This is a genomic window from Haemophilus sp. THUN1692 (assembly GCF_059704395.1).
Window position 1 is genome coordinate 749,674 of sequence record NZ_AP046579.1, and the last position, 23,296, is coordinate 772,969.

Annotated in this window: 19 protein-coding genes, 1 tRNA gene, 1 pseudogene and 1 riboswitch; of the genes and pseudogenes, 10 read left to right on the forward strand and 11 right to left on the reverse strand. The window is 37.4% G+C overall.

The annotated features are described in order from the left end of the window. The first annotated feature begins 83 nt into the window (after positions 1-83). A pseudogene (locus tag AC6H0A_RS03585) lies at positions 84-435 on the forward strand (RidA family protein). Positions 436-464: 29 nt separating this feature from the next. Further along, positions 465-869, forward strand: a complete 405-nt coding sequence (locus AC6H0A_RS03590) for a Z-ring associated ZapG family protein (RefSeq protein WP_044233218.1) — start codon at positions 465-467, stop codon at positions 867-869. 134 nt (positions 870-1,003) lie between these two features. Here the strand turns inward: AC6H0A_RS03590 and AC6H0A_RS03595 are convergent. Next, positions 1,004-1,080 (reverse strand) — tRNA-Val (locus AC6H0A_RS03595). A gap of 229 nt (positions 1,081-1,309) precedes the next feature. Here AC6H0A_RS03595 and pyk point away from each other — a divergent pair. The 4 genes from pyk (at position 1,310) to pgi (ending at position 7,142) form a co-directional block, all read left to right on the forward strand. Beyond that, on the forward strand, positions 1,310-2,746 hold the full coding sequence (gene pyk / locus AC6H0A_RS03600; protein WP_179231017.1) for a pyruvate kinase: 1,437 nt from the start codon (positions 1,310-1,312) through the stop codon (positions 2,744-2,746). 132 nt (positions 2,747-2,878) lie between these two features. After that, a complete protein-coding gene (locus AC6H0A_RS03605; protein WP_256867586.1) occupies positions 2,879-4,294 on the forward strand; it encodes a replicative DNA helicase in 1,416 nt (471 codons plus the stop codon). Between the two features lie 9 nt (positions 4,295-4,303). After that, positions 4,304-5,386, forward strand: a complete 1,083-nt coding sequence (gene alr / locus AC6H0A_RS03610; protein WP_005641751.1) for an alanine racemase — start codon at positions 4,304-4,306, stop codon at positions 5,384-5,386. A gap of 106 nt (positions 5,387-5,492) precedes the next feature. After that, positions 5,493-7,142 carry a glucose-6-phosphate isomerase gene (pgi, locus tag AC6H0A_RS03615; protein ID WP_005641756.1) on the forward strand — a complete coding sequence of 550 codons (1,650 nt, stop codon included), beginning with the start codon at positions 5,493-5,495 and terminating at the stop codon, positions 7,140-7,142. Between the two features lie 221 nt (positions 7,143-7,363). Here the strand turns inward: pgi and AC6H0A_RS03620 are convergent, their stop codons facing one another. Genes AC6H0A_RS03620 through AC6H0A_RS03630 form a run of 3 tightly spaced genes read right to left on the reverse strand, consistent with a single transcriptional unit; the run spans position 7,364 to position 8,725 of the window. Next, positions 7,364-7,828 (reverse strand): outer membrane lipoprotein, encoded by a 465-nt coding sequence (locus AC6H0A_RS03620; protein ID WP_179231018.1) that lies wholly within the window; start codon positions 7,826-7,828, stop codon positions 7,364-7,366. A gap of 26 nt (positions 7,829-7,854) precedes the next feature. Beyond that, entirely contained in the window at positions 7,855-8,151 is a 297-nt protein-coding gene (locus AC6H0A_RS03625; RefSeq protein WP_005641761.1) for a hypothetical protein, read from the reverse strand. Between the two features lie 4 nt (positions 8,152-8,155). Beyond that, the gene (locus AC6H0A_RS03630; protein WP_005641763.1) at positions 8,156-8,725 is read right to left on the reverse strand and encodes a VOC family protein; all 570 of its coding nucleotides are present in this window, start codon (positions 8,723-8,725) and stop codon (positions 8,156-8,158) included. 79 nt (positions 8,726-8,804) lie between these two features. On the opposite strand from AC6H0A_RS03630, the gene argS reads away from it, so the two are divergent. After that, entirely contained in the window at positions 8,805-10,538 is a 1,734-nt protein-coding gene (argS, locus tag AC6H0A_RS03635) for an arginine--tRNA ligase (RefSeq protein ID WP_005641765.1), read from the forward strand. 293 nt (positions 10,539-10,831) lie between these two features. Here argS and ilvN read toward each other — a convergent pair whose 3' ends face one another. From ilvN to AC6H0A_RS03650, 3 genes are all read right to left on the reverse strand, one after another. Next, positions 10,832-11,323 carry an acetolactate synthase small subunit gene (ilvN, locus tag AC6H0A_RS03640; RefSeq protein ID WP_005641768.1) on the reverse strand — a complete coding sequence of 164 codons (492 nt, stop codon included), beginning with the start codon at positions 11,321-11,323 and terminating at the stop codon, positions 10,832-10,834. Continuing rightward, positions 11,323-13,044, reverse strand: coding sequence for an acetolactate synthase 3 large subunit (locus tag AC6H0A_RS03645; protein ID WP_179231019.1), 1,722 nt, complete (start codon positions 13,042-13,044; stop codon positions 11,323-11,325). The genes ilvN and AC6H0A_RS03645 overlap by 1 nt, the downstream gene beginning before the upstream one ends. 265 nt (positions 13,045-13,309) lie before the next feature. After that, positions 13,310-14,830, reverse strand: coding sequence for a Na+/H+ antiporter NhaC family protein (locus AC6H0A_RS03650; protein WP_005641772.1), 1,521 nt, complete (start codon positions 14,828-14,830; stop codon positions 13,310-13,312). 57 nt (positions 14,831-14,887) lie between these two features. Next, a riboswitch (Lysine riboswitch) is annotated at positions 14,888-15,064 on the reverse strand. A gap of 218 nt (positions 15,065-15,282) precedes the next feature. Between AC6H0A_RS03650 and AC6H0A_RS03655 the strand changes: the two genes are divergently transcribed. From AC6H0A_RS03655 to aroA, 3 genes are all read left to right on the forward strand, one after another. Continuing rightward, complete coding sequence (locus tag AC6H0A_RS03655; protein WP_005641774.1) at positions 15,283-15,687, forward strand: H-NS histone family protein; 405 nt, start codon at positions 15,283-15,285, stop codon at positions 15,685-15,687. 70 nt (positions 15,688-15,757) lie between these two features. Further along, the gene (gene purU / locus AC6H0A_RS03660) at positions 15,758-16,594 is read left to right on the forward strand and encodes a formyltetrahydrofolate deformylase (RefSeq protein WP_497512449.1); all 837 of its coding nucleotides are present in this window, start codon (positions 15,758-15,760) and stop codon (positions 16,592-16,594) included. Next, positions 16,594-17,892, forward strand: a complete 1,299-nt coding sequence (gene aroA, locus AC6H0A_RS03665) for a 3-phosphoshikimate 1-carboxyvinyltransferase (RefSeq protein ID WP_005641777.1) — start codon at positions 16,594-16,596, stop codon at positions 17,890-17,892. The genes purU and aroA overlap by 1 nt, the downstream gene beginning before the upstream one ends. Before the next feature lie 83 nt (positions 17,893-17,975). Here aroA and AC6H0A_RS03670 read toward each other — a convergent pair whose 3' ends face one another. From AC6H0A_RS03670 to lrp, 4 genes are read right to left on the reverse strand one after another with little or no spacing between them, the layout of a single operon-like run. Beyond that, on the reverse strand, positions 17,976-19,316 hold the full coding sequence (locus AC6H0A_RS03670) for a replication-associated recombination protein A (RefSeq protein WP_005641779.1): 1,341 nt from the start codon (positions 19,314-19,316) through the stop codon (positions 17,976-17,978). Between the two features lie 60 nt (positions 19,317-19,376). After that, entirely contained in the window at positions 19,377-19,994 is a 618-nt protein-coding gene (lolA, locus tag AC6H0A_RS03675; protein WP_005641781.1) for an outer membrane lipoprotein periplasmic chaperone LolA, read from the reverse strand. A 23-nt stretch (positions 19,995-20,017) separates the two neighbouring features. Further along, the gene (locus AC6H0A_RS03680; protein WP_497512451.1) at positions 20,018-22,789 is read right to left on the reverse strand and encodes a DNA translocase FtsK; all 2,772 of its coding nucleotides are present in this window, start codon (positions 22,787-22,789) and stop codon (positions 20,018-20,020) included. Position 22,790: 1 nt separating this feature from the next. Beyond that, a complete protein-coding gene (gene lrp / locus AC6H0A_RS03685) occupies positions 22,791-23,270 on the reverse strand; it encodes a leucine-responsive transcriptional regulator Lrp (protein WP_005633718.1) in 480 nt (159 codons plus the stop codon). Positions 23,271-23,296 lie beyond the last annotated feature (26 nt).

Below are 23,296 nucleotides of genomic sequence, written 5' to 3' on the forward strand. Positions count from 1 at the left end.
GGATATTCTAGCCTAGTAAAGAGGATTTTACAAAGTAGTAAACGCTATTTAGAATAGAAGAAAACACCCCAAAGGAGAATCCTATGACAATTCAACGCATTTTACCCAGCTCACGTTTAAGTGGAAGTTTCAATTCATAACAACCTCGCCTATTTTGCAGGGCAAGTTCCAGAGCTAACCATCGAGCAAAATGCCTACGAACAAACCAAAGAAGTATTAGGTTTAATTGATAAATTGTTAGCAGAAATTGGCTCCAATAAAAGCAACATTTTAACCGCGCAAGTTTTCTTGGCTGACATGCAAGATTATGCACAATTAAATCAAGCTTGGGATGAATGGGTCGATCATGTTAGCCCACCAAGTCGAGCCACAGTCGAAGCTAAATTAGCGGATCCTCGTTGGAAAGTTGAAATTGTTATTATTGCAACGTGTTAGTTTTTAAGCCGAATAAACAGGAGAATATTATGGAAAATTGGACAAATGAAATTTGGGTAGCGATTGGTATCGCTTTTATTGTTGGATTATTTATTGGTTACATTATTGTGCGTTTAACCAAAGGCTCTGTAAAACATCAAGCTAAAACAGAGGCTGAATTAAAAACAGTTAAAACCCAACTTGATACACAAAAAGCGCAAATCGAAAAACATTTTGCAGAAAGTGCTGAATTATTCAAAACCTTAATTAACGATTATCAAAAACTTTATCGCCACTACGCAACCTCCTCCAATAATTTACTTGGCGAAAAAGATCACAAAGGTTTATTCACCCAACAGCTAATTACTGCAACAGATAAATCTCAAAATGAACAGCCAAGAGATTATTCTGAGGGCGCATCAGGCTTATTTAAAGAAAATAAAGAAGAAAATTAAAAAGTGCGGCTAAAAATAGAAATGTTTTTAGCCGTTTTGATATAGTAACAATTTATTGTTCTCTTATATCACTCATAAAACCTAGATAAAACAAAACTCCGCGATTAGTTTTGCGGGGTTATGAAAGGGTTAGATGGTGCGACTAGCTGGACTCGAACCAGTGACCCCCACCATGTCAAGGTGGTACTCTAACCAACTGAGCTATAGTCGCACTGTATAAAGTGCTTGGCATTATAGATATTTTTAATCTGAAAACAAGTATTTTTCTTAAAACCCGATATAACTGGCAAAAAAGTAAACAGTATTGTCTTAAATAACAGGGCTGTTTTTGATTTCCCCAATTTTTAAGCGTATAATACGCACCGATTTTTCATCTGGCTAATATATAGCCAAGTAAAAATAGTATCTTTAAAATTTTGTAATAATTGACGGAGTAAATAATGTCTAGAAGACTAAGAAGAACGAAGATTGTATGTACTATGGGCCCATCAACTGACCGAGATAACAATCTTGAAAAAATTATCGCAGCGGGTGCTAACGTAGTTCGTATGAACTTCTCTCACGGTACACCTGATGACCATATTGGACGTGCTGAACGTGTACGTTCTATCGCGAAAAAATTAGGTAAAACCGTGGCAATCTTAGGTGATTTACAAGGTCCTAAAATTCGTGTTTCTACTTTTAAAGACGGTAAAATTTTCTTAAGCGTTGGTGATAAATTCATTCTTGATGCGGAATTACCAAAAGGCGAAGGCACCCAAGAATCTGTTGGTTTAGACTATAAAACGCTTCCACAAGATGTTGTTCCTGGCGACATTCTTTTATTAGATGATGGCCGTGTTCAATTAAAAGTATTATCAACTGATGGTGCAAAAGTTTTCACTGAAGTTACTGTTGGTGGTCCATTATCAAATAATAAAGGTATCAACAAACTAGGCGGCGGTTTATCTGCAGAAGCATTAACAGAAAAAGATAAAGCCGACATTATTACAGCTGCACGTATTGGCGTTGATTTCTTAGCCGTTTCTTTCCCTCGTTCAAGTGCTGACCTAAATTATGCACGTGAACTTGCACAACAAGCTGGTTTAAATGCAAAAATCGTTGCTAAAGTTGAACGTGCAGAAACAGTAGCTACTGATGAAGCGATGGACGATATCATTTTAGCATCTGATGTTATCATGGTTGCTCGTGGTGACTTAGGTGTAGAAATCGGCGATCCTGAATTAGTCGGCGTACAGAAAAAATTAATCCGTCGTTCACGTCAATTAAACCGTGCGGTAATTACAGCGACTCAAATGATGGAATCAATGATTAGCAATCCAATGCCAACTCGTGCCGAAGTGATGGACGTTGCAAACGCAGTATTAGATGGTACTGATGCAGTTATGCTTTCTGCAGAAACTGCTGCTGGTCAATATCCTTCTGAAACAGTAGCAGCAATGGCTGGCGTATGTTTAGGTGCAGAAAAAATGCCAAGCATTAACGTTTCTCGTCACCGTATGGATAAAGAATTTGAAACCATTGAAGAATCTGTTGCTATGTCTGCAATGTATGCAGCAAACCACATGAAAGGTGTTGCAGCAATTGTCACTTTAACTAGCACAGGCCGTACTCCATTATTGATGTCACGTATCAGCTCAGGTTTACCAATCTTTGCTTTATCTCGTAATCAAGAAACCTTAAACCTTTGTGCACTATACCGTGGCGTAACCCCAGTTTATCATGGTGAAGATAGCCGCACAGAAACCAGTGCAAAAGCAGCACTTCAATCATTAAAAGAAAAAGGTTACTTATCTACTGGTGATTTAGTGCTTGTTACTCACGGTGGTCAAGGTGCGACACAAACCAACGTATGTCGTACATTAATTGTTGAATAATCAACAATCTAAATACGTTAAAATGAAAGAGCGGTGGATTTTTCCACCGTTTTTTATTTCCTTTTTCCACCGCACTTTTCACTTAAACCTAATAGATATTTGCGGTATCATAGATGATATTCTAGTATCGAAATAAGTCCTATGGCATCACAACCTCAAATCAAATCTTCTGACAAAAAAACGGCACAAATAAGTATTCCACCGCACTCACTTGAGGCTGAACAAGCCGTGTTGGGTGGAATCATGCTGAGCAATCAACATTGGGATGGCATTGCTGAACGTGTGATTGCTGACGATTTTTATACTTTTCAACACCGTCTGATTTTTACAGAAATGGAACATCTAATGCGTAATCAATCGCCTATTGATTTAATTACGCTAGATCAAGCCTTAAGAAGCCGTGGTGTAAGCGATGAAGTGGGTGGATTTGCCTATCTAGCAGAGCTTTCCAATAATACGCCGAATGCGATTAATATTTTGGCTTATGCAGATATTGTGCGCGAGAAAGCCATATTACGAGAACTTATTTCGGTAGGAAATCGCATTGCTGAAAATAGCTATTCTCCCAAAGGGCAAGACATTAAGTTAATTCTTGATGAGGCTGAGCGTGAAGTATTTGCGATTGCAGAAAAACGGACAACTTCTAGCGAAGGTCCACAGAATGTGATCAATGTGCTGGAAAGTACTATTGAAAAAATCGATATTTTAAGCAAACTTGAAAATCATTCAGGCGTAACGGGCATTACGACTGGTTTCACTGATCTTGATAAAAAAACGGCAGGTTTACAACCTTCTGACTTAATTATCGTTGCAGCACGTCCGTCAATGGGTAAAACCACTTTCGCCATGAACCTTTGCGAAAATGCCGCAATGGCAAGTGAAAAACCTGTTTTAGTATTTAGTTTAGAAATGCCCGCAGAACAAATTATGATGCGTATGATCGCATCGCTTGCTCGCGTTGATCAAACTAAAATTCGAACAGGTCAAAATTTAGATGAGATCGAGTGGAACAAAATTGCCAGCGTAGTTGGAATGTTCAAGCAAAAAAATAATCTTTATATCGATGACTCTTCAGGCCTAACGCCTACTGATGTTCGTTCGCGCGCACGCCGAGTTTATCGTGAAAATGGTGGATTAAGTATGATTATGGTGGATTATTTGCAATTAATGCGCGCACCGGCATTTTCAGATAATCGAACACTAGAAATCGCAGAAATTTCTCGCTCCCTCAAGGCGCTAGCCAAAGAATTACAAGTGCCAGTCATCGCCCTTTCTCAGTTAAATCGTACTTTAGAACAACGTGCAGACAAACGCCCTGTAAACTCAGATTTACGTGAATCGGGCTCCATTGAACAAGATGCAGACTTGATTATGTTTATTTATCGAGATGAAGTCTATAACGATAACTCAGAAGATAAAGGTGTTGCAGAAATTATTATCGGTAAACAGCGCAACGGCCCGATTGGTCGAGTGCGGTTAAAATTTAATGGACAATTATCACGCTTCGACAATCTCGCCGAACAACGTGAATATCATGATGATTATTAAGGAATAACAATGAATGTAAAACCGGCGACAGCGAAAATTAGCTCGCACGCCTTAAAACAAAATTTAGAAATAATTAGACAAAAAGCACCAAATAGTAAAATCATCGCTGTGGTTAAAGCAAACGCCTATGGTCACGGCGTTGTGTTTGTCGCATCAACTTTAGAACAAAATGTTGATTGCTTTGGCGTGGCTCGTTTAGAAGAGGCTTTGGCATTACGTTCCAATGGTATTACTAAACCGATTTTATTACTTGAAGGCTTTTTTAATGAACAAGATTTGCCCGTCTTAGCGGTCAATAATATCGAAACTATCGTACATAATCGTGAACAATTGGAAGCATTAAAACGTGCGAATTTACCAAGCCCAATTAAAGTTTGGTTAAAAATAGACACAGGCATGCATCGTTTAGGTGTTGCATTAGATGAAGTCGATTTTTTCTATAATGAACTTAAAAAACTTCCATATATTCAACCGCACTTAGGCTTTGTCAGCCATTTTAGCCGCGCTGATGAATTAGAATCCAATTATACCCAACTTCAAATCAACCGTTTTTTATCCGCCACAAAAGATAAACAAGGTGAACGTACTATTGCGGCATCAGGCGGCATTCTTTTCTGGCCTGAATCTCATCTGGAATGTATCCGCCCTGGTATTATTATGTATGGGATTTCACCAACCGATACCGTCGGTGCTGAATTTGGTTTAACGCCAGTGATGAATTTAACTTCATCATTAATTGCTGTTCGCAACCATAAACAAGGTGAACCTGTTGGGTACGGTGGCATTTGGACAAGTTCGCATGATACAAAAATCGGTGTTGTGGCTATTGGCTATGGCGATGGATATCCTCGAGATGTGCCTGAAGGCACGCCTGTTTATTTGAATGGTCGTATCGTACCAATCGTTGGAAGGGTTTCAATGGATATGTTAACCGTTGATTTAGGACCTGATAGCCAAGATCAAGTCGGTGATGAAGTAATTCTATGGGGTAAGGAATTACCTATTGAAACCGTAGCTAAATTCACAGGAATTTTAAGCTATGAGCTAATTACAAAATTAACACCGCGTGTTATAACTGAATATGTTGATTAATCTGTTAATCGCTGCATTTTCTGAAAAGAGGGATTCACTCCCTCTCTGATAGAAACCCTAGAAAGTGCGGTTAAAATTTTGATTATTTTTAATGAAAGGAAATACCATGAAAAACATTAACCCGACTCACACCCATGCGTGGAAATCTCTCGAAGCACATAAAGCTGAATTGTCAAATACCACCATCCAAGATTTATTTAAACAAGAAAAAAATCGTTTTGACGATTATTCTTTAACATTCAATAACCAAATTCTTGTAGATTTTTCCAAAAACAACATCAATCAAACAACCCTTTCACATCTTCGCCAACTTGCTCAAGAATGCTCTCTTGATAGCGCAAAAGAAGCTATGTTTACCGGTGAAAAAATCAATCGTACTGAAAATCGGGCTGTACTACATACCGCACTACGCAATCGCTCTAATACCCCGGTGCTTGTAGATGGTAAAGATGTCATGCCTGAAGTGAATGCTGTGCTAACTAAAATGAAAGATTTCTGTCAGCGTATTATTTCTGGTGAATGGAAAGGCTATACAGGCAAAGCGATTACGGATGTTGTGAATATTGGTATTGGTGGCTCTGATTTAGGCCCTTATATGGTAACTGAAGCGCTTCGCCCATATAAAAATCACTTAAATATGCACTTTGTTTCAAATGTCGATAGTACACATATTGCGGAGACCTTAAAAAAAATCAATCCAGAAACCACTCTTTTCTTAGTAGCATCTAAAACGTTTACCACTCAAGAAACTATGACAAATGCGCAAAGTGCACGTGATTGGTTACTAAAAGCCGCGAAAGATGAAAGTGCGGTTGCAAAACATTTTGCAGCTCTATCAACCAATGCCAAAGATGTAGAAAAATTTGGTATTGATACCAATAACATGTTTGAATTTTGGGATTGGGTTGGCGGTCGTTACTCTTTGTGGTCAGCTATTGGTCTTTCAATTGCACTATCAATTGGCTTTGAAAACTTTGAAGAGTTATTGAATGGCGCGTATGAAATGGATAAACATTTCCGCTCTACTCCAATTGAAAAAAATATTCCAACTACTTTAGCATTAGTTGGTTTATGGAATACCAATTTCCTTGGTGCACAAACAGAAGCGATCTTACCTTATGATCAATATTTACATCGCTTTGCGGCTTATTTCCAACAAGGCAATATGGAATCAAATGGTAAATATGTGGATCGTGATGGAAATGTCATTAACAATTACCAAACGGGCCCTATCATTTGGGGAGAACCAGGTACAAATGGACAACATGCGTTCTATCAATTAATTCACCAAGGCACCACTTTAATTCCTTGTGATTTTATCGCGCCAGCCCAAAGCCACAACCCATTGGCAGATCATCACAATAAATTACTTTCTAACTTTTTTGCACAAACAGAAGCATTGGCATTCGGAAAAACAAAAAAGGAAGTCGAGGCTGAATTTGTAAAAGCGGGGAAATCTTTAGATGATGTAAAAAATATTGTTCCATTTAAAGTATTTACGGGTAATAAACCAACTAATTCGATTCTCGTTCAAAAAATCACGCCATTTACCTTGGGGGCATTAATTGCTATGTATGAACATAAAATCTTCGTACAAGGTGTAATTTTTAATATCTTTAGCTTCGATCAATGGGGTGTAGAACTAGGCAAACAACTTGCAAACAGAATTCTTCTTGAATTAACAGACTCTGAAAAAATTGCAAGTCATGACAGTTCAACTAATGGGTTAATTAATCAATTTAAAGCATGGCGTTAATTGTTTATTTAATATAAAAGATTTAAACAATTATAATTTTATATCGAGGACTAAATTCCATATTTATTATAGGATTTAGTCCTTTAAATTTATCTTTAAGATGTTATGAATATACGTAAAATTTTTAATTAATTGTTTTTTGTATTTTTAATAATAAAAAAATCAGCGCCTTAACTGATTAAGACGCTGATTAATAATATATTAGGCGTTAACGCTATTAGTTATAGCACAGAAACATTTAAGTTTGAACCACCACCAACAATACGAACTCGGCGACCAGCTACAAAACTGCTGGCAGCCTTTTGAACGACAACGATCTCTTGACCATCATCTTTCTTAATTACAAGTTCAGCACCGTTTACTTGACTCATTTTTTCTTCGATTTTGCTTCCAGCTACTGCACCGCCAATCGCACCAACTACTGCTGCAATAGCTTGACCACGACCACCGCCAATTGCACTACCTGCGATACCACCTAAAGCACCACCACCAAGCGTACCAACTACACCTTGATTATCAGCTTGGATTTTAACAGGACGCACAGAAACAATCGTACCATAAGTAATTGAACGAGCTTCTTTAGCTTGAGATGCGCTATAAACATCACCACTGAAAATATCAGTATTTGCACAACCAGTTACACTAAAAGCAACTAACAGTGCTAATGCCATATTTGTTTTTTTCATATAATATTCTCTATATTAGAAAGGAATTAAAGTGGGTTTCTTGGAGAAAAAGTTGAAATGTTTTTAGTATTACCATTGTCAGATACTAAAACACAAGCACCAACAACTAAAGTTGAATCATACTTGTGAGTAAGCTCAACTTGCTCTCCATCCTGTTGACGACCTGAACAATCATTTTTACGGATGGTTAATTTAAGATTTTCACCTTCCATTTGGCTAAAAATGATTTGGCCTTTATAAGCATTTTCATCTTTTTGGAAAGAAGAACAAGCGCTTAAACCTACAGCCGCTAAAACCGTTAATGCAAGAGATAATTTTTTCATTTTGCTAAACCTCGAGTATTTTCTTTATAGAATAAGGATGAACCTTAATACAAGTATGATTTGATGTCTTATCAACAAAACTTACTGCAATAGATGGATTAGGCAATCTCTCGCCATCCACTTTAGGCTCACTCACTTTAATAGTTAATTGAGTTAATTCGCTCCATAAAAAACGCATATTAATACGCTGTACCCATTCATTTATCAATTCATTCGGTAAAAATGGCACTACAACCTCAATATGCTCCCAACCTTCTACGGGATACTCCTTATTTTTAGGGAACGGAAGTTCAATAACATCAACGAACTGATTAGCAAATTTCACTGCTTTTTCTAACTGAATTAGATAAATCTTGCGCCCGTTGACAATGTTATCGGATAAAATTCTACCGTATTTCAATAAAAGTGTCAGCCAGTCTTTTGCATTTTGTTCATTATTTACACGCACAGCAAGATGATCAATTTCATAATTTGAAAAATCAATTAACATTATTTGAGCTAATTGTTGAATTTTTTTTTCAAATTCTGCCAAATCAGAAAAAAGTGCGGGTGATTTTTCCTGTAAATTTGTCATTTTGTCCCTTTGAGAAACTCATAAAGAACGGTATCATAGCCGATTATTTTCATTATTCAATTTGAACATAGGAAAAAACGTGAATATTCAATCTATTTTATCCGACAAAATCAAACAAGCTATGATTCTTGCTGGAGCAGATCAATCTTGTGATGCACTTGTTCGTCAATCAGGGAAACCACAATTTGGCGATTATCAAGCCAATGGCATTATGGCTGCGGCGAAAAAATTAGGTTTAAATCCACGAGAATTTGCTCAAAAAGTTTTAGATAATGCTCAACTATCTGATATTGCAGAAAAATTAGAAATCGCAGGACCCGGCTTTATTAATATTTTTTTAAATCCAACTTGGCTAACAACAGAGGTTTCAACTGCGCTTTCCCAAAAGAATTTAGGCATTCAAGCTACGGATAAGCAAACTGTTGTGATTGATTATTCATCGCCAAACGTAGCAAAAGAAATGCATGTAGGTCACTTGCGCTCTACTATCATTGGTGATGCGGTTGTGAGAACCCTGGAATTTTTAGGTCACCATATCATTCGTGCAAACCATGTTGGTGACTGGGGAACGCAATTCGGAATGCTTATTGCGTATCTTGAAAAAATGCAAAACGAGCATGCGAGTGAAATGGAATTACAAGATCTTGAAGCCTTTTATCGCGAAGCTAAAAAACATTACGATGAAGATGAAGTTTTCGCTGAAAAAGCACGTAATTACGTCGTGAAATTACAAGGTGGTGATGAATATTGTCGAGCGATGTGGAAGCGTTTAGTTGACATCACCATGCAACAAAATCAACACAACTATGATCGCTTGAATGTGACTTTAACCGAAAAAGATGTGATGGGTGAAAGTCTTTATAATCCAATGTTACCAAGCATCGTAGAAGATCTTAAAAAACAAGGCTTAGCTGTAGAAGATGATGGTGCATTGGTTGTTTATTTGGATGAATTCAAAAATAAAGAAGGCGACCCAATGGGCGTGATCATTCAGAAAAAAGATGGCGGTTTCCTTTACACTACAACCGATATTGCTGCAGCCAAATATCGTTATGAAACATTAAAAGCTGATCGCGCACTTGTTTTTTCAGATACTCGCCAAAGCCAACATATGCAACAAGCTTGGTTAATTACTCGTAAAGCAGGTTATGTACCAGACAGTTTCTCTTTAGAGCATAAAAACTTTGGGATGATGCTTGGTAAAGATGGCAAACCATTTAAAACCCGTACCGGCGGTACTGTGAAATTAGCCGATCTATTAGATGAAGCGATTGAGCGCGCCACTGTATTAATTAATGAAAAAAATACAAATTTATCTAATGATGAAAAAGAAGCCGTGATTGAGGCTGTCGGTATTGGTGCGATGAAATATGCAGATCTCTCCAAAAACCGTACTACTGATTACGTTTTTGATTGGGATAACATGTTAAGCTTTGAAGGTAACACTGCGCCTTATATGCAATATGCTTACACCCGAATTCGTTCTATCTTTAATAAAACAGATATAAATTCGACCGCACTTTTAGCTGCACCTTTCACGCTTGAAGATGATAAAGAAAGAGCGCTTGCAATTAAACTTCTACAATTTGAAGAGGCGGTACAAACTGTTGGAAAAGAAGGCACACCACACGTGCTTTGTGCTTATTTATACGAACTGGCTGGCATCTTCTCGTCATTCTACGAGCATTGCCCAATTTTAAATGCTGAAGATGAGTCCGTAAAATTAAGCCGTTTGAAATTAGCATTATTAACGGAAAAAACCTTAAAACAAGGTTTAGAGTTACTCGGTATTAAGACCGTAGAAAAAATGTAATTTAGATAATTAAAATCCCTTTCTTACGAAAGGGATTTTTTATGCTTATTTTTAGAATAAAAAAAGTGCCCCAATGGGGCACTACTCGGAAAGCAAAATAGATGTCGGCTATTTGAGATAGCACTTGTTTTTAGTGGTTTCAGAATAAAGAAATCCGATCAGTTATGCAAATACATATTTTTAGATTTGTGAAGTTGGTCACGATTTTTTTATAAAAAAACTAAAAACAAATATATTTCTAATAAAGTGCGGTGAAATTCTATTAAAATATTTCCGCACTTTACGCCCCTACTTTAGAGAATATTCTTTTCTCCACGAGACACGCTAATCAATCCAGAACGAACAATTTCCAACAATGTGGTTTCTTCTTTCAATGCAGAAATAAATGCATCAATTTTATCTTTGGTTCCACTTAATTGAATCGTGTAAGATTTAGGTGTGACATCTACAATTTGACCACGGAAAATATCGGCTAAACGTTTAATCTCATCGCGAGATGAACCTACAGCTCTAACCTTCGCTAAAACAATTTCACGGACTATATGCTCTTGCTCACTCAAATTAATCACTTTAAACACATCCACTAATTTATGGAGTTGTTTCTCAATTTGTTCCAATATTTGTGCATCGCCCACCGCTTCAATAGTCATTCGAGAAAGTGTTGGATCATCCGTTGGTGCCACCGTTAAACTTTCAATATTAAAGGCACGTTGGGAGAATAAACCAACAACACGCGATAAAGCACCAGACTCATTTTCGAGTAAAACAGATAAAATTCTACGCATTAGTTTGTCTCCTCTTTCGGTTTATTTAAAATCATTTCATTCATTGCACCACCACGAATTTGCATTGGATACACATGCTCAGATTCATCTACATTAATATCCACAAATACTAATTTATTTTTAATGCTGAATGCTTCTTTCAATTTACTTTCAAGTTCATCGGGCGTAGCAATTTTTATACCGACATGACCGTAAGATTCTGCCAATTTCACAAAATCAGGCAAGGAATTCATATAGGTTTGCGAATGGCGACCAGAATAAATCAAATCTTGCCATTGTTTTACCATTCCCAAGAAATGATTGTTCAAACAAATAATGACAACTGGAATGCCATATTGGGTTGCGGTAGAAAGCTCTTGAATATTCATTTGAATACTTCCATCACCAGTAACACAAACAACCGTTCCTTCCGGATGAGCCAATTTCACGCCTAACGCAACGGGTAAACCAAATCCCATGGTGCCAGCACCGCCAGAGTTAATCCAATGACGAGGCTCATCGAATGGATAATGTAACGCAGCAAACATTTGATGTTGCCCTACATCAGAAGCCACATACGCCTGTCCTTTAGTAAAACGATATACCGCTTCCATGACTTGTTGCGGTTTAATCACGCCAGAAGTGCGGTCAAATTCCAAACATTTTTTCGCTTTCCATTGGTTGATTTCTTGCCACCAACTTTCAAGATCTGTTTGAGATTTTAATCCCTCTTCATTCAATAAACTCAAAAACTCTTCCAATACATTTTTCGCATTTCCGACAATTGGAATCGCTGCTGGAACATTTTTAGAAATCGAGGTCGGATCAATATCAATATGAATCACTTTGGCATTTGGGCAATATTTTTCTAAATTATTTGTTGTGCGATCATCAAAACGAACGCCAATTCCCAAAATAAGATCACTTTCGTGCATTGCCGTATTGGCCTCGAAAGTACCATGCATCCCTAACATACCTAGGAATTGTTTATCCGTACTTGGATAAGCCCCTAATCCCATTAATGATGAGGTAACCGGTAAATTTAAACGTTGTGCAAACTGAATTAACTGTTGACTACATTCAGCAGCAATTGCGCCACCACCGACGAAAAGTATTGGTTTCTTCGCCACTAAAAGTGCTTTTAATGCTTTCTTAATTTGGCCTTTGTGCCCATTTACTGTCGGATTATAAGAACGTAACTCGACAGATTCAGGGTATTCATAAGGATATTTGAAATTCGGATTTACAGTATCTTTTGGAATATCCACCACTACAGGACCCGGACGACCTGTTGAGGCAATATAAAAAGCTTTTTTCAATATAGATGGAATATCTTCCGCTTTTTTGACAATAAAGCTATGCTTCACAACTGGACGAGAAATCCCCACCATATCACATTCTTGGAATGCATCTCGACCAATTAAATTACTCATGACCTGACCAGAAATAATGACCATAGGCACAGAATCTGTATAAGCCGTTAAAATCCCTGTGATTGCATTTGTTGCTCCAGGCCCCGAAGTCACTAGCACACATCCAACTTTACCTGTAGAACGTGCATAGCCATCCGCCATGTGCACAGCCGCTTGTTCATGGCGAACTAAAATATGTTCAATACCACCTAGCGTATGGATCGCATCATAAATATCTAATACTGCCCCACCAGGATAACCAAATAAATACTCTACGCCTTCATCGCGTAAAGATTGAACCACCATCTCTGCTCCAGATAACTTCTTCATTTTTTACTCCTAAAACGAACCGCACTTTCAAAAGTGCCCATGCTTTGTATCAATGATTTACATCATACTAAGCAAAAAGTTTTTGTCTAGTCTACATAACAGCTAAAAACGCAAATAAAATAGAATAAAAAATCAAACAATCATAAAAAATTAGATTTTTATAAAAAAAATAACAATTTTAAATAAAAAAATGCGACCTTATATCGCATTTTATAAATTTATCAAAATTTTATATTTTATTTAGATTTTGAGCAAGATCACATTTTTAACGTTTTTTCACTGCAAATACGATTAAAAATAATGAAACCGCCGTCGCTGCAAAACCAGCTAAACCAGAATAAGTGAATCCAACTACGATGTAACCGATAGCCGTTGCAGTTGCAACTGTTGCAGCATAAGGAAGCTGAGTAGTCACATGATCTATATGGTTACATTTTGCACCAGTTGAAGATAAAATCGTTGTATCCGATACTGGCGAACAGTGGTCACCACATACAGCTCCCGCCATTACTGCTGATAAACAAGGGAGTAATAATTCTGGTGCCGTATTTGCAGCCATAGCCGCTGCAATTGGTAACATAATACCGAATGTTCCCCAGCTTGTACCAGTTGAGAATGCCATTGCAGAACCAAGAATAAATAAAATTACTGGTAAGAATTGCATTGGGATATTACCGGAAACAAGAGAAGATAAATATTTACCAGTTTGCATATCCCCAACGACTTTATTAATTGTCCACGCAAAGAATAAAATCGCAATGGCACCAACCATTGATTTAATACCTGCAATCCAAGAGCGTGCATATTCTGGAACACTTACTTGACGATCAATAATAATCAATAAAGTAGAAACTAGAATCGAACAAGTGCCACCCACAACTAAAGAAGTTCCAACAACAGTATTTTCAAATGCACCTAAAATGCTAAATTCTTTACCATCCGCTGCTAATGCTGATGTACCAGTGTAAATCATCATTGTAACCGTTGAAAAAATTAAAACTAAGATAGGTAATACGAGATTACGTACGTGACCTTTTACACCAGTTTCTTCTTCTAATTCATCTTCAGAATTTTCCAAAGCTAATTTTTCATGACGTGCCATTGAAGCAATATCAAAGGAAAAATATGCCACAAAGAACACCATGATAATTGAGAAAATTGCATAGAAGTTCATTGAGCTCATTGCCACGAATGCACCAATTGGTGTGTACTCAGTAATCGAATAAGTCGCTAATAAACCGCCTACTAAGGTAATAATGTATGCGCCCCAACTTGAAACTGGCATCATTACACACATCGGTGCTGCCGTTGAATCCAAAATATAAGCAAGTTTCACACGAGAAACTTTAAAACGGTCTGTCACTGGACGAGCAATTGCGCCTACAGCAAGACTGTGGAAATAATCGTCAATAAAAGTAACAAAAACTAATGATGCAGCTAATAATTTAGCACCACGACGACCTTTAATACGGTTTTGTGCCCATTCAGCAAATGCACGATTACTACCTGATACAGTTAAAAGTGCGGTTAGAACACCAAGCAATAATAAGAACAAGACAATGTTCATATTAGAATTAATTGCGCCATCAGCATAAACAAGTGAAATCACGTTGCTTGATAGATAACTGAAAGATGAGCCAATATTCCAGCCACCTAACATTAACGCACCAATAATAATCCCTGCACTGAGGGACACCAATACACGACGAGTTGCAATGGCCAAGACAATCGCCAATAAAGCTGGAATGATTGACCAAACTGAAGATGAAAAATCGATAAGTTCCATTAAGAGATACCTACAATTAATGGAGAGAACGGAAAGCAAAGGACAGAATAAGACCAGAACAACCGTAGCGCTCCATAGTTAATCAAAAAAACTATGACAGTGTCGCCCCTTTCAAGTACGCCACCAACCAAACAAAACGACTTTTGTTTGATTTCGGCAATCATTCCTTTCTTTTTTCTTCATCGTTATCCACTCTGAAAAAATACTTATAATGATTGCACCTCTACTTTTGTAGTGAGTAAAGAGATTACCGTAAAAAAATCTAAACGCCAACAGATTTTATAAAATTTTTTATTAGATTAAATTAAAAATATAAAAAATAAACACAAAGAAATTTAAAGATATAATACCTGCTCCGACCATTTATTTAAAATAGATATTTACAATAAATATTATTTTCCCTATTATTAAATAAGTTTTCCATACACAAGATTATTTTATCGAGGTTTATTATGAGCGAATTAGTAAAAGGTTTGACAAATCTTCGTAGTTTACGTGCGGCTGTACGCGAATTAACTTTAGAACAAGCGGAAAGCGCTCTTGAGAAATTACAAACTGCTATTGAAGAAAAACGTGCTAATGAAGCAGAATTAATTAAAGCAGAAACAGAGCGAAAAGAGCGTTTAGCGAAATATAAAGAATTAATGGAAAAAGAAGGTATTACACCTGAAGAATTACAAGAGATCTTTGGTACAGCAGCAACATCTGCTAGAGCAAAACGTCCACCTCGCCCAGCAAAATATGCATTTATTGATGAAAATGGCGAGCGTAAAACATGGACTGGCCAAGGTCGCACACCACGCCCAATTCAAAATGCATTGAATTCTGGTAAATCATTATCTGATTTCGAAATTTAATTTTTCTATTTGAAACTAGAACCCATTTTTATGGGTTCTATTTTTTTATCTAAACGTAGCACACAACATTATGATCGAAAAAAAAATATTACTCACCGATTGTCCCGATGATAAAGGTCTAATAGCTAAAATAACCAACATTTGTTACAAACATCAACTAAACATTCTGCATAATAATGAATTTGTAGATTTTGAAACCAAACATTTCTTTATGCGTACAGAATTGGAAGGTATTTTTAACGAAGCTACTTTATTAGAAGATCTAAAATATAGCTTACTTGAAGGAACGCATTGTCGATTAATTGGTACAAAACGTAAACGAATCGTTATTTTAGTCACAAAAGAAGCTCACTGTCTCGGCGATATTTTAATGAAAAATTATTATGGTGCGCTTGATGTAGAAATTGCAGCAGTAATCGGCAACCATGATAATTTACGCGAACTCGTTGAGCGCTTCAATATTCCATTTCATTTAGTTAGCCATGAAGGCTTAACTCGTATTGAGCACGATAAATTATTAGCTGAAAAAATTGATGAATATACGCCAGATTATATTGTTCTCGCTAAATATATACGTGTACTAAATCCTGAATTTGTTGCTCGTTATCCAAATCGAGTGATTAATATCCACCATTCATTTTTACCCGCTTTCATTGGCGCAAAACCTTATCAACAAGCCTATAAACGAGGTGTAAAAATTATCGGTGCAACAGCACATTTCATTAATAATGAATTGGATCAAGGTCCCATTATTATGCAAAATGTCATTAATGTGGATCATACTTATAGCGCTGAAGCAATGATGCGCGCCAGTCGTGATGTAGAAAAAACCGTGTTAAGTCGTGCCCTTGATCTTGCTTTACACGATAGAATTTTCGTTTATAAAAATAAAACGGTGGTGTTGTAATGGAAAAAATCACCCTTACGCCAATAAGTGCGGTTGAAGGAACAATTAATTTACCAGGTTCTAAAAGTTTATCGAATCGCTCATTACTCTTAGCTGCCTTAGCTAAAGGCACAACAAAAGTAACCAATTTATTAGATAGCGATGATATTCGACATATGCTTAACGCCCTCAAAACGTTAGGTGTACGCTACCAACTTTCTGATGACAAAACTATTTGTGAAATAGAGGGATTAGGCGGAGCATTCAATATACAGAAAAATCTTTCGCTCTTTCTTGGCAATGCGGGGACGGCAATGCGTCCATTAACCGCTGCGCTTTGCTTAAAAGGAACCTCTGAAATTGAAATCATCTTAACGGGTGAACCTCGTATGAAAGAGCGACCAATTCTCCATTTAGTCGATGCTTTACGCCAAACGGGTGCAGATATTCGCTACTTAGAAAATGAAGGTTATCCTCCAGTCGCAATTCGCAATAAAGGGATAAAAGGTGGAAATGTCAAAATTGATGGTTCTATTTCATCCCAATTTTTGACCGCATTTTTAATATCTGCGCCACTTGCAGAAAATGACACAGAAATCGAAATTATCGGTGAACTAGTCTCTAAACCCTATATTGACATCACCCTTGCGATGATGCGAGATTTTGGTGTTCACGTTGAAAATCATCACTACCAAAAATTTCAAGTTAAGGGAAATCAATCCTACATTTCACCTGGAAAATATTTGGTAGAAGGTGATGCATCATCGGCATCTTACTTTCTCACAGCTGGCGCCATTAAAGGAAAAGTGAAAGTAACGGGAATTGGCAAAAACTCTATTCAGGGCGATCGTTTATTTGCTGATGTATTAGAAAAAATGGGGGCAAAAATTACTTGGGGAGAGGATTTTATTCAAGCCGAACGTGCTGAATTGCATGGCATTGATATGGATATGAACCACATTCCAGATGCTGCAATGACGATTGCAACCACGGCTCTTTTTGCCAACGGCGAAACCGTCATTCGCAATATTTATAACTGGCGTGTGAAAGAAACAGATCGTTTAACAGCAATGGCAACCGAACTGCGTAAAGTCGGTGCAGAAGTCGAAGAAGGTGAAGATTTTATTCGTATTCAACCACTTGCACTCAATCAGTTTAAACATGCTGATATTGAAACTTATAACGATCACCGCATAGCGATGTGTTTTTCTCTAATCGCTCTGTCCAATACACCAGTGACGATTTTAGATCCTAAATGTACTGCCAAAACCTTTCCAACATTCTTTAGTGAATTTGAGAAAATCTGCTTAAGAGATTAAATTAAAAAGTGCGGTAAATTTCAAAAAAGTTTTCAAAATTAACCGCACTTTCATTCCATTCTAAAAAAAATCCTAAATCAAAATTATTTATACCGTTTTTTCACCGCACTTTTATCTTGCTCACGTAATCGTTCTAGTTTTTCCTTAATCTGAATTTCCATACCTCTATTAGTCGGAAAGTAATATTGAGTATCTTTTAATTCAGGCGGGAAATAATTTTCACCTGCAGCATAAGCGTTAGGTTCATCATGAGCATAACGATATTCAGCACCATAGCCAAGCTCTTTCATTAAATTAGTCGGCGCATTGCGTAAATGTGGTGGAACATAGTAATCAGGCAAATCTTTCGCCTGCTGTTTTGCAGTGTTAAATGCGGTATAAACCGCATTACTTTTTGGGGCTACCGCAAGATAAATGATGGCTTGGGCGATGGCTCGCTCTCCTTCATAAGCCCCGACTCGAGTAAAGCAATCCCAAGCAGCCAATGCGACTTGCATAGCGCGAGGATCTGCATTTCCCACATCTTCTGAAGCAATGGCAAGTAATCGTCGCACAACATACAAAGGGTCTCCACCCGCTGTTAAAATTCTTGCATACCAATACAGCGCAGCATCTGGAGCAGAACCTCGAACAGATTTATGTAGCGCAGAAATTAAATCATAAAACCGATCGCCTTGTTTATCAAATCTCGCTTGGCGTTCACCTAAGACTTCTTTTAATAAAGTGCGGTCAATTTTCTTTCCATTTTCAGTTTTATCCGCCATATCCACCATTAATTCGAGGCAATTCAAGGCTAATCGAGCATCTCCATTGACATATTTGGCAAGTACTTGCAGTAAATTCTCTTCTAAAAGTAACCGCTCTTTACCCAATCCTCGTTCAGGATCTTCTACAGCTTGCTGCAAAACTTGTTCAATTTCAGCCGTTGTGAGTGATTTCAGCACATACACTCGGGCACGAGAAAGCAACGCATTATTTAGCTCAAAAGAGGGATTTTCTGTTGTCGCCCCAATAAAAATAACAGTTCCGTCTTCAATGTGCGGTAAAAATGCATCTTGCTGGCTTTTATTAAAACGATGGACTTCATCTACAAACAAGATAGTTTTACGATCGGCAAGACGATTTTGTTTTGCACGATCAATCGCCTCTCGAATTTCTTTGATACCACTCGTCACCGCAGAAATTCGCTCTACTTCTGCATTAATGCGTTGGGCAATAATTTCTGCAAGCGTTGTTTTTCCTGTACCTGGTGGTCCCCAAAAAATCATAGAATGAATATGCCCAGCTTGAATAGCTTTACGCAGCGGCTTACCTTCACCAATAAGATGAGTTTGCCCAAAATACTGCTCTAGACTCGTTGGACGCATCTTGGCTGCCAGTGGACGAAAATCATTTTCGGCAAAATCAAAATTGAGGTTAGACATGTTTATTTCTCACAAAATTGAAGGGCGTATTTCTACGCCCTTATTTAAAATAATAATTTATTATTTTTTACGTTGGTCATCCACTTCAACGCCTTTTTCTGGCTTGAATTGGAACAAGCTATCAGACAACGTTTGATTAGTAATGTTACGTAAAACATAAAGATTGGTTTGCCCATCTTTCTCTGTCGTACTGAAATTTCTTAATACGCCATTGACATCGACGCGAATATCAAATTGCTTGATATTACTTTTTGAAGATTTGGGTTTCAATACGAAAGTATCCACTTGTTGCATAACCGAATATTGATCCCAATGGCTTTTATCGTTACTTGTAAGCAAGACGAAAGGTGTATTATTTACCGCATCTTTCACCCATTGTGCTGTTACTTGTTGAACAAATGGATCGTAGAACCATAAGGTTTTACCATCAGAAATAATCTGGGTTTCTTGAGGTTTTTTAGTATCCATACGGAATAAATTTGGACGTTTAATTTGGAGTTTGCCACTTCCCTTTTGAACATTTTGGCCATTTCCAGATGTCACTGTCTGCACAAATTCAGCGCTTAACACATCGACCTTAGCTAAACGCATTTGCAATTCACTTGCCGCATCAGCCAATGCCAAATTACTCAAACCAAGTAAGGCAAGTGCGGCAAATTTTAACGTTGTTTTTTTCATTTTACTTTTACTTTCCTTTTAAATTAGTACTCAGGACGACGTGATAAAATCTCACGCTTACCATTTTGCATTGAGCTTACAATCCCTTGTTCTTCCATTTGATCCATAATACGCGCTGCTCGGTTAAAACCTACGCTGAATTTACGTTGAATAGAAGATACTGAGGTTGTACTGGTATTAATAACAAAATCCATTACTTCATCAAAGAGTGGATCTAATTCCCCACCGCTTGATATCCCTTTTTCCACACTTTCCTCATCGTCAGCACTTTCTAAAATGCCATCGATATAGTCAGGTTTACCACGTGCTCGCCAATCATCCGCAATACGAATAACTTCATCATCACTCATAAAGGCACCATGAACACGTACCAAATCCAATGAACCTTGCCCCGAATAAAGCATATCACCACGCCCTAAAAGGGCTTCTGCGCCCCCTTGATCAAGAATAGTGCGTGAGTCAATTTTACTAGCCACCGTAAAGGCAATGCGACTTGGAATATTTGCTTTAATTAATCCTGTAATCACATCTACGGAAGGGCGTTGTGTGGCTAAAATTAAATGGATACCAATAGCTCGCGCTTTTTGTGCCAAGCGAGCAATAAGTTCTTCAATTTGCTTACCCGCGACCATCATTAAATCAGCAAACTCATCGACAATAACCACAATATAACTCAATTTTTTCAATGCAGGTGGCATTGCATCCATTGTATCGCCCGGTCGCCAAATTGGATTAGGCACAGGCATTCCCATTGCTTCATATTCATCGATTTTTTCGTTAAAGCCTTCAATATTGCGTACACGTAGCGCAGAAAGCAATTGATAACGTCGTTCCATTTCATCTACACACCAACGCAACGCATTAGCGGCTTTTTTCATATCTGTTACAACAGGCGTTAACAAGTGCGGAATATCATTATAAACTGAAAGTTCAACGACTTTAGGATCGATCATGATGAATTTCACATCTTCTGGTTGAACACGATAAAGTAAACTTAAGATCATCGTATTCACGCCAACAGACTTACCTGATCCCGTTGATCCTGCTACCAACAAATGTGGCATTTTCGCTAAATCAACAATCACTGCCTTTCCGCTAATATTTTTACCTAAAGCCATTGGCAAAGTGGCATGAGTATCACGGAATTCGCTACTGTCTAACACGTCACGTAATGGCACCATTTGACGGTGAAGATTAGGTGTTTCAATACCAATATAAGGCTTACCAGGAATAGCCTCTGCCACACGAATCGAGCGGAACATTAATGCACGCGCCAAATCGGTATCAATACTGGTTACTTTTGACGCTTTCACCCCAGGTTGTAATTCTAATTCATAGCGAGTGACAACAGGGCCAACAAGCACATCTTTTACAGTCGCTTTCACATTAAAATTACGTAATTGTTGCTCTATACGTTGAGACGTTTCAAAAACTTCTTCTTGCGTAATATTTTGTTCCACTGCTGGATGTTTTGACAATAATTCTAAACTTGGTAACGGTGTACTAGGCTTTTCACGTTTAGTTGTTTGCTGTTGGAATGCAGGATGAATCAAGCTACCGCTATAACCTTTATAGTTAGGCGATTCTTCTTGATTTTTGTCTAATTGAACATCCCTCATATCATTCTCTAAGGATACCTTAAATTTCAATTCATCATCACCCAAACGGACTTTTTCATCAGCTTGAACATCAAAATTATTATCCGCCATTTCCGTATTCAAGGATTCATGAGTCGGTTTTAATGAAACTGTTGGCATTTCATCATTTGTAAGCAAGGAAACCTTAGTAAAATCATCCGCACTTTGATTCATTGAGACATTGTCCTGAACAGCAGACTTTATCGGTTTATTCCAAACTGGCACAAAATCATTTTTACTTACCGTTTGTCCATGCGCGTCGCTCGATAAATTCACGCTAGGCAAGGCTTCAGATTCAAACTCAAGAGAGAACTGAGGTTTTACACTCTCTTCAGGAGAAACTTCATATTCTGATTTAATAGAAAACTCTGGATTTAAACCATGGATATTAATTAAATGCGAAGGATGCTCAACTGAGTTGTCTTCTACCTCTAAAGACGATTTTTGAGTTTCAATCTCACTATTTTGTTCTACATTAAGATTATTTTGATCTGGATTTTCTGTTGCTGAACCATCTGATTTTACAATCACAATTTGCTCTAATTCTTCCGTTGATTTTTCTTGCTCAACATTTTCTTCCTGCTCATTTTTCATTGTCAACCAATGATAAAAGGCCACAATCAATCGAATTAATGAGGCGCCAGAGCAGAAAATAAAACCGATTAAAGCAAATGTAAAACCAATTAAAACCGATCCGAATTTACCTAATGCTGAATAAAGCCAATTTACAACAAGTGAACCGCCCAATACGCCACCACTTAAATAAAAGGCATTGCTTGACAAAAGCAACATACTCATCACACAAAGCCCAATAATCAGCATTATAAAGCCAAAACTACGTAAAATAATTCGAGTACAGGAAAGGTTTTTAACTGCTTTTGTTTTCAATAAATAGACTGGTACCAAAAAAGCCGTAAAAGGAATAACATGGGCGACATAGCCTAAGAAAACAAAAGAAAGATCAATAATCCACGCACCAAATGCGCCGACTTTATTAATTGTTTCACCATGCGAACCAGCCGTTGCCCAAGAATTATCAAGCGGAGTATAACTTGACCACGCAATAATTAAATAAAGCCCGAAAAGTGCAGTCAATCCAAGCAAAAGTTCAGCTAAATACTGTCTTGGTGTAAACCGTTCTGTTATTTGTTTAATCATATTATTTCAATACAAGGAAATTGGTTTGTTTTACTTCTTCCATCACAACATAAGTACGAGTGTCATTTACACCTGGTAAACGCAATAATGTTGTACCTAGCAATTTTCGGTATTCAGCCATGTCTGCAACACGAGTTTTTAATAAATAGTCAAAATCGCCCGATACCAAATGGCATTCTTGAATTTCTTCCAACTCTTGAATCGCAGCATTAAACTCCTCAAATACGTCAGGTTTTCCACGAACTAACGTTATTTCCACGATCACAAGCAAAGGCGCTTCCAATAATTCAGGATTCAACAACGCGCGATATCCCATAATTACGCCTTGTTTTTCTAAACGTTTAACACGTTCTAAACAAGGAGTGGGTGAAAGCCCTACTTTTTTCGACAAATCAATATTAGAAATTTTACCGTTGCGTTGTAATTCATTAAGAATTTTTATATCAATCGCATCCAGCGCTTTATTCAGTTTTTTTTCCATTTTCTTATTTTTCTTTGAATAAAAAG

Bases quoted from the DNA above. Each gene is read 5' to 3' on its own strand.
- AC6H0A_RS03590 (WP_044233218.1), top strand. From the start codon at position 465: ATGGAAAATTGGACAAATGAAATTTGGGTAGCGATTGGTATCGCTTTT.
- pyk (WP_179231017.1), top strand. From the start codon at position 1,310: ATGTCTAGAAGACTAAGAAGAACGAAGATTGTATGTACTATGGGCCCA.
- alr (WP_005641751.1), top strand. From the start codon at position 4,304: ATGAATGTAAAACCGGCGACAGCGAAAATTAGCTCGCACGCCTTAAAA.
- pgi (WP_005641756.1), top strand. From the start codon at position 5,493: ATGAAAAACATTAACCCGACTCACACCCATGCGTGGAAATCTCTCGAA.
- AC6H0A_RS03620 (WP_179231018.1), bottom strand. From the start codon at position 7,828: ATGAAAAAAACAAATATGGCATTAGCACTGTTAGTTGCTTTTAGTGTA.
- AC6H0A_RS03625 (WP_005641761.1), bottom strand. From the start codon at position 8,151: ATGAAAAAATTATCTCTTGCATTAACGGTTTTAGCGGCTGTAGGTTTA.
- AC6H0A_RS03630 (WP_005641763.1), bottom strand. From the start codon at position 8,725: ATGACAAATTTACAGGAAAAATCACCCGCACTTTTTTCTGATTTGGCA.
- ilvN (WP_005641768.1), bottom strand. From the start codon at position 11,323: ATGCGTAGAATTTTATCTGTTTTACTCGAAAATGAGTCTGGTGCTTTA.
- AC6H0A_RS03645 (WP_179231019.1), bottom strand. From the start codon at position 13,044: ATGAAGAAGTTATCTGGAGCAGAGATGGTGGTTCAATCTTTACGCGAT.
- AC6H0A_RS03650 (WP_005641772.1), bottom strand. From the start codon at position 14,830: ATGGAACTTATCGATTTTTCATCTTCAGTTTGGTCAATCATTCCAGCT.
- AC6H0A_RS03655 (WP_005641774.1), top strand. From the start codon at position 15,283: ATGAGCGAATTAGTAAAAGGTTTGACAAATCTTCGTAGTTTACGTGCG.
- purU (WP_497512449.1), top strand. From the start codon at position 15,758: ATGATCGAAAAAAAAATATTACTCACCGATTGTCCCGATGATAAAGGT.
- aroA (WP_005641777.1), top strand. From the start codon at position 16,594: ATGGAAAAAATCACCCTTACGCCAATAAGTGCGGTTGAAGGAACAATT.
- AC6H0A_RS03670 (WP_005641779.1), bottom strand. From the start codon at position 19,316: ATGTCTAACCTCAATTTTGATTTTGCCGAAAATGATTTTCGTCCACTG.
- lolA (WP_005641781.1), bottom strand. From the start codon at position 19,994: ATGAAAAAAACAACGTTAAAATTTGCCGCACTTGCCTTACTTGGTTTG.
- AC6H0A_RS03680 (WP_497512451.1), bottom strand. From the start codon at position 22,789: ATGATTAAACAAATAACAGAACGGTTTACACCAAGACAGTATTTAGCT.
- lrp (WP_005633718.1), bottom strand. From the start codon at position 23,270: ATGGAAAAAAAACTGAATAAAGCGCTGGATGCGATTGATATAAAAATT.